The sequence below is a fragment of the Microbacterium sp. genome (assembly GCF_031988965.1).
Taxonomy (GTDB): domain Bacteria; phylum Actinomycetota; class Actinomycetes; order Actinomycetales; family Microbacteriaceae; genus Microbacterium.
In genome coordinates, this window is the sequence record NZ_DALZXX010000153.1 from 1 (window position 1) to 6,473 (window position 6,473).

At 67.3% G+C, this 6,473-nt stretch carries 6 protein-coding genes and 1 pseudogene; 6 read left to right on the forward strand and 1 reads right to left on the reverse strand.

Annotated features, from left to right (window positions below; all coding sequences use genetic code 11):
• Positions 1-182 (reverse strand): DUF2470 domain-containing protein (locus RTM68_RS16105; protein WP_312172844.1); only part of this gene is annotated, 182 nt, incomplete at its 3' end.
• An 89-nt stretch (positions 183-271) separates the two neighbouring features.
• On the opposite strand from RTM68_RS16105, the gene RTM68_RS16110 reads away from it, so the two are divergent.
• The 6 genes and pseudogenes from RTM68_RS16110 to RTM68_RS16135 all read left to right on the forward strand — a co-directional run.
• Positions 272-1,567, forward strand: a complete 1,296-nt coding sequence (locus RTM68_RS16110; protein ID WP_312172846.1) for a serine hydrolase domain-containing protein — start codon at positions 272-274, stop codon at positions 1,565-1,567.
• Between the two features lie 49 nt (positions 1,568-1,616).
• Positions 1,617-2,633 (forward strand): magnesium/cobalt transporter CorA, encoded by a 1,017-nt coding sequence (gene corA, locus RTM68_RS16115; RefSeq protein ID WP_312172848.1) that lies wholly within the window; start codon positions 1,617-1,619, stop codon positions 2,631-2,633.
• 176 nt (positions 2,634-2,809) lie between these two features.
• The gene (locus RTM68_RS16120; protein ID WP_312172851.1) at positions 2,810-4,156 is read left to right on the forward strand and encodes an ABC transporter substrate-binding protein; all 1,347 of its coding nucleotides are present in this window, start codon (positions 2,810-2,812) and stop codon (positions 4,154-4,156) included.
• Between the two features lie 71 nt (positions 4,157-4,227).
• Positions 4,228-5,139 (forward strand): sugar ABC transporter permease, encoded by a 912-nt coding sequence (locus RTM68_RS16125; protein WP_312172853.1) that lies wholly within the window; start codon positions 4,228-4,230, stop codon positions 5,137-5,139.
• Positions 5,136-6,062: a carbohydrate ABC transporter permease gene (locus RTM68_RS16130; RefSeq protein ID WP_228528020.1), complete on the forward strand. Its 927-nt coding sequence runs from the start codon at positions 5,136-5,138 to the stop codon at positions 6,060-6,062. Before RTM68_RS16125 ends, RTM68_RS16130 begins: the two co-directional genes overlap by 4 nt.
• 5 nt (positions 6,063-6,067) lie before the next feature.
• Positions 6,068-6,473, forward strand: a pseudogene (locus RTM68_RS16135) (hypothetical protein); the annotation flags it as partial.

Genomic DNA, 6,473 nt, shown 5'->3' on the forward strand with positions numbered 1-6,473 from the left:
CCGGCGCGGGTGACGTCCCAGACGCCCGCCTCGCCGTCGAGACCGGTCATCACGGCATCCGTGATCACGTCGCCGCCCTCGGGCGAGAAGGCGCGCGCGATGAGCAGATTGTCGTCGGTGTGGTCGCCGTTCATGTGGCGCAGGATCGCCGAGACCACCTCGGCGTCGAAGATGTGGGGCATGGTGATCACCCTACGGCCGGGGCTCCGATGCCGACTTTCAGGATCGGCGTTCTAGACTCGGGAGACACGTCTTCCGGGGGTACCCTTTCATGCAGCTTCTCTCGTCGCGCAGGTTTCGCGCAGCAGCGGCCGGCGTCGCCGTGCTCGGGCTCTTCCTGACCGGATGCACCAGCGACACCACTTTCAGCTACACGCCGCCCGAGCAGGTCGACGGGGCTCTGCCCGACGACACCGTCACGGCCATGACGGATGCCGTCAACAACGCGCTCGCCGCATCCGGCGCCTCGGGTGCGGTCGTGGGTGTCTGGGTGCCGTGGAGCGGCAGCTGGGTCACGGGCGTCGGAACGCAGGATCCGGGCGGTGAGGGCGGCGAGGTCAGCACCGACATGGCCTTCCGCATCGGCGACGTCACCCGCCTGATGACGTGCGATGTGCTCTACGCCCTGGTCGACGAAGACATCGTCGAGCTCGACGACAAGGTGCCCGACTACGTGTCCGGCGTGCCCGACCTCGAGGACATCACTCTGCTCGACCTGTGCAACGGCACCAGCGGTGTCGGCTCGTCGGAGGAGATCGCTCAGGCGGCCTGGCGCAACACCCCGGAGCGCGTCTGGGCTCCGCTGGAGCTCGCGGCGTACGGCCTCGGTGCCGAGCGCTCGGTGCCGCACACGACGTACCGCGGTTCCGACGTCAACTACCTGCTGCTCGGCATGGCTCTCGAGCACGCCACCGGCCTCACGGCATCCGAGCTCATTGCCGAGTACGTCACCGAGCCGCTCGGGCTCGGAGCGACCTCGCTGCCGCGCACCACGCCGGCGCCGCCCTCGACCGGACCGGTCATGAACGGGCACTACCTCTCGGAGATCGAGGGCGGCTATGACTGCGCCGCCCCGATCGACATCACCACGCTCTCGTCGAGCACGGGCTACACCGACTCGGGCGTCGTCTCGACGATCGACGATCTCGGTCGCTATGCCCAGGCCCAGGCGCGGCAGGCTCTGCGCACGCAGGAGGAGCCGAACCGCTACGGCGCACCGCTGCCGGCCTTCGAGGGTGCGCCCTCGTGGCTGCAGGCCACCGGCGGCAGCCTCATGGTCGGCTCGCTGATCGGTCAGCAGGGCTGGACCCCCGGTTACGTCACGGCGGCCTACGCCGACCCGACGACCGGCTTCACGGTGGCCGTCTCGCTCAACAACTCGACCACCGGCGGCAACATCATCGGCAACCTCGCCTGGGAGCTGGCGGCCATCGCGTCGAAGGCCCCGGCCGCCGACGGGCAGACGGCCCCGGAGTTCGGTCTGCCGTTCACGGCCGAGCAGTACCACCAGGCGATCACGGATGCCGCGATCCCCTGCGTGGCCCCCGCGGCGCCGCCCGAGGGCTGATCCGCCGCGCAGTCGACCTCGGTCGCTGCGTCTCATCGAGGGAGCGCCGATGGCGATCATCGACAACGCGATCTACGTCGACGGCGTCCGCACCGAGAACCCGCACAGCCTGAGCGAGACGTTCGAGGCGATGCGTGAGCGGGGTGGCCTCAGCTGGATCGGGCTGTACCGCCCGAGCGAGGCGGAGATCCGCGAGGTGGCCGACGAGTTCGGCATCCACGCCCTCGTCGTCGAGGATGCCCTCTCGGGTCATCAGCGATCGAAGCTCGAGCGCTACGACGATGTGCTCTTCATGGTGCTGAGATCGGCCCGCTACCTCGACGAGACCGAGGAGGTCGAGTTCGGCGAGATCCACGTGCTCGTCGGCAAGGACTTCGTCGTCACCATCCGCCACGCCGAGTCCCCGGACCTCGCGCGCGTGCGCCGCCGACTCGAGGGCGACCCGGCGCTGCTGACGCTCGGCCCCGAGGCCGTGCTCTATGCGATCCTCGACGAGGTGGTCGACGAGTACGCGCCGGTGCTCGCCGGGCTCGAGAACGACATCGACGAGATCGAGAGTCAGCTCTTCGAAGACGGGGTCGACGCGACGCAGCGCATCTACGAGCTGGGCCGCGAGGTCATCGACTTCCAGCGGGCGGTGCAGCCTCTGGCCGGGATGCTCGACGCGCTGCTGCGCGGGTCGGCCAAGTACCAGGTCGACGAGGAGCTGCAGCGGTATCTGCGCGACGTGCTCGACCACACGCTGCGCGTCTCGGAGCGGGCGAACACGTTCCGCACTGTGCTCGACAACGCTCTGACCGTCGAGTCGACGATCGTGGCGCGACGGCAGAACGAGGAGATGACGCGGATGACGGAGCTCAGCATCCGTCAGAACGACGAGGTCAAGAAGATCTCGGGGTGGGCCGCGATCCTGTTCGCGCCGACGCTCGTCGGCACGGTGTACGGGATGAACTTCGACCACATGCCCGAGCTGCACTGGGCGCTCGGATACCCGATGGCGATCGGACTCATGCTCGCGATGGGCCTCGGTCTGTACTGGGCCTTCAAGCGCAAGGGCTGGCTGTAGCCCCAGCGCCTCGGCCGCGCTGCCCGGTTCTCGGGCTCGCTGAACGTCGCCAGGGTCGATTCTCGCGCGTTCCCGCGTTAAGTGCAACTAGTTACAGAAAGTTCTTGGAAACCGCTATCCGGTGGGCTACCGTCGGTGTAGCCGACGAGAGTCCGGCACGAATCAAGGGAGATCACATGCACAACGCAATGACGCGGACGGCACGCAGCCGCCTCCTGCTGGTGACCGCCGGCCTTGCGACCTCTGCTCTCGCGCTCGCCGGATGCGCCGGTGGGTCGGGCGACGCGGCCGAGTCGGGAGAGACCACGACGATCCGGTTCCTCTACGCGACCGGCGACGAGACCTGGAACGCCGTCGTCGACGAGGTCGTCGCCGCCTTCAACGAACAGAGCGACACGACCGAGGTCAAGCTCGACCCGCTGCCCGCCGGTTCCGACTACGCCACCGCTCTGAAGACCGTGGATGCCACGGGCAACTGGCCCGCCGTCGTCGACATGCGCGACACCCTCACCTACGTCAACGCGGGCAAGCTCGCCCCGGTGCCCGAGGAGGTCACGGCGCTGCTCGAGCCCGACGCCTTCGCCCCGGCCGAAGACGGCAACGTCTACACCGTGCCGTACAGCGCGCTCAACGGCGAGCTCGGCATGAACATCGTCTACAACAAGACCTACTTCGAGGAGAACGACCTCGACGTGCCCGAGACCTACGATGACTTCATCGACCTGCTCGACGAGATCAAGGCCAACGGAGACGTGCCGCTCGCGACCGCCGCGGCGGAGGTCTGGCCCTCCGACCAGCTGTGGAAGCCCCTGGCGGCACCCACGTTCGCCGAGTACAGCGACGAGGGTGGGTTCTGGAACGCGGCCGCCGCGGGCGACGCCTCGGTCGCCGACCTGAAGGCACCGCTCGAAGAACTCCAGAACATCATGGACAACTACGTGCTCGAGGGGTGGCAGTCCACCGCGGATGCGCAGACCACGACGCTTCTCGTGAACGAGCAGGCCGTCATGGCCACCTCATCTGCCGGACTCGGTCGCCTGATGGACATCAACAAGGTCGACCCGGAGTTCGACGCGGGGCTGTTCATCATCCCCGATGAGGACGGCAAGCTCAACGTCCTCAAGAACAGCGTGGTCGGAGACACCGCCGGCGGATTGGCGATCTCGTCGCAGGCCGCGGAGAACGAGGACGAGTACGCCTCGGCCGTCGAGTTCCTCACCTACTTCTACTCGGTGGATGCCGCGAACCTCATGGAGGAGAGCGGCTGGATCTCGCCCAACATCCTCAAGGGCGACGAGGTGACGCGCAACGACACCATCCCCGGGGCGAGCGACTTCTTCGCGCTCCTCGAGAACCCGAACCTCGTCTGGTACGAGAACGCCCCGACGCTGAGCACCTTCAGCTCGGTGAACACCTTCTTCCGGCAGTCGCGCATCGAGATGCAGGACGGCCAGACCACGATCGACGAGACGATCGCGAAGGTCCAGGCGGAACTCGACGCGCAGGTCGCCGCAGCCGGCTGAGCCGCATCGCCGGGGCGCGGAACGGACCGCGCCCCGGCTTCCGGCGAGCGGTGATCGATCAAGGAGAGAACATGAGTGCACACACCGAGGTCAGAGCGAGGCCGCGATTCGGGCGAGGGCGCCTGGCGATGCTGGGCTTCGTCGTCCCCGCGCTGGCGATCTACCTCCTCATGGTGATCGTCCCCTCGCTGCAGACGCTGCAGCTGAGCCTGACCGACTGGGACGGCATCAGCGACGGCTACGACTATGTCGGCATCCAGAACTACGAGGACATCGTCGCGAGCGGCCGCTTCTGGAACGCGGTGCGCAACACGCTGATCCTGGGGCTCGGGTCGGCGCTGATCATCAACGTGATCTCGCTGGCCGTGGCGCTCATGCTCGACAAGCTCAACCACGCGCAGGGCATCTTCCGCACCGCGGTGTATCTGCCGGCCCTGGTCAGCGCCTTCATCATGGCGACGATCTGGAAGTACCTGCTCAACTACAACTTCGGCTCCGTGAACACGGTGCTCCGTGACATGGGGCTGCCCGAGTGGGCTCGCGACTGGCTGGGCGACAGCAGCATCGTGATCTGGGTGATCCTCTTCATCACCTGCTTCACCCTGGGCGGCAACACCACCCTCATCTACCTCGCGAATCTGCAGTCCGTGCCGCAGGAGCTCATCGAAGCCGCGCGCATCGACGGCGCGAGCGGGGCGAAGGTGTTCTGGAACGTGACGTGGCCGATGATCGCCGGCGCCGTCACCGTCAACATGACGCTCGCGATGATCGCCGGTTGGGTGATCTTCGATCAGGTGCTCGTGCTCACCTCGGGAGGCCCCGGGTTCGTGAGCGAGACGATGGCGTTCTTCATCTACAAGGTCGGCTTCGGCGAGTACCGGGCAGGGTTCGGATCGGCTGCCGCCGTCGTGCTCTTCCTCGTGGTGATCGTCAGCACCGTCGCCGCGAACGCCTACATGCGCAAGAGGGAGATCCAGGCATGACCGAGACGATGACCCAGGTCACCATGAAGATCGAGCCCGAGGCGCGTCCGGCGGGGATCGCCCGCATCCCGCGCCCGCCGCGCGTGCGCCGCGAGAAGAAGAAGTGGTCGGTCGGCGAGATCGTCGTGATGGTGGTGCTCAGCATCCTGGTGCTGATCGTCGCCTCGCCGGTGATCTACGCGCTGCTGAACTCCTTCCGCTCGTACGCCGAGATCACGAAGGACCCGATGGGGCTGCCCACGTCCTTCGCGTTCGACAACTACATCGCGCTGTTCCAGCAGACCGACTTCCTCGAGGCGGTGCTCAACACGCTCATCATCACGGTCGGCACGGTCGTGATGCTCGTGATCATCGTGCCCATGGCGGCCTACGGCATCGAGCGGGTCGGCGGCCGCACTTCGCGCTTCCTCTACGTGCTGTTCATCGCCGGGCTCATGATCCCGTTCCAGGTGCGCATGATCCCGCTCGTGAAGGGGTTCGACGACGTCGGCCTCTACAGCACGCTGCTGTCGGTGATCCTCGTGCACCTGGGCGGGGCGGCGAGCTTCGGCATCCTGCTCTACTGCAGCTTCATCAAGGGCATCCCGATCGAGGTCGAAGAGGCCGCGCACGTCGACGGCGCGGGCCGTCTGCGCACCTTCTGGCTCATCGTCTTCCCGATGCTGCTGCCCGTCACCTCGGCGTTCGTGATCATCCAGTCGCTCGGTCTGTGGAACGACTTCTTCATCCCGCTCGTGTTCCTCGACTCGTCGTCGGCCGGAACCATCAACGTGGCCATCAACCGCATGGTGGGTCTGCTCACCTCGCAGTGGCAGCTGATCTACACGGGCGCGATCCTCGCGATCGTCCCCTCGGTGGCGATCTTCGCGGCCTTCCAGCGCTACTTCATCAAGGGCATGTCGGTCGGGGCGGTGAAGGGATGACGACTGTGACCACCTCGCGTCTCGGCCGCCTGCTCGGCTACGACGGCGTCATCGCGACGCTGCTGCTGGGTGCCTTCCGGTACTTCCTCGTCTCGCTGTCGTTCGTCGCGTGCCTCGTGCCGATGCTCGCGTTCCAGGCGCTCGTCGGCTGGCAGGCGACGCACCTGGCCCTCTGGCTGGGCGCCGCCGCTGTGCTGTCCGTCGCTCCGGCGCTGCACGGTCTGATCAGGGCCGCCGCCGCCCTGCTCGATTCAGAACCGCGCGCAGCCCAGCTCTTCTGGCGCGGATTCGCGGATGCCGTGCGCGACCGGTGGGGCTCGGCCCTGACGCTCAGCGCTGCGGTGCTCGTGCTCGGCTACGACGTCGCCCTGCTCGGGGCGGATGCCGGTGTGCTGCTGGGTGCCGCGGCCG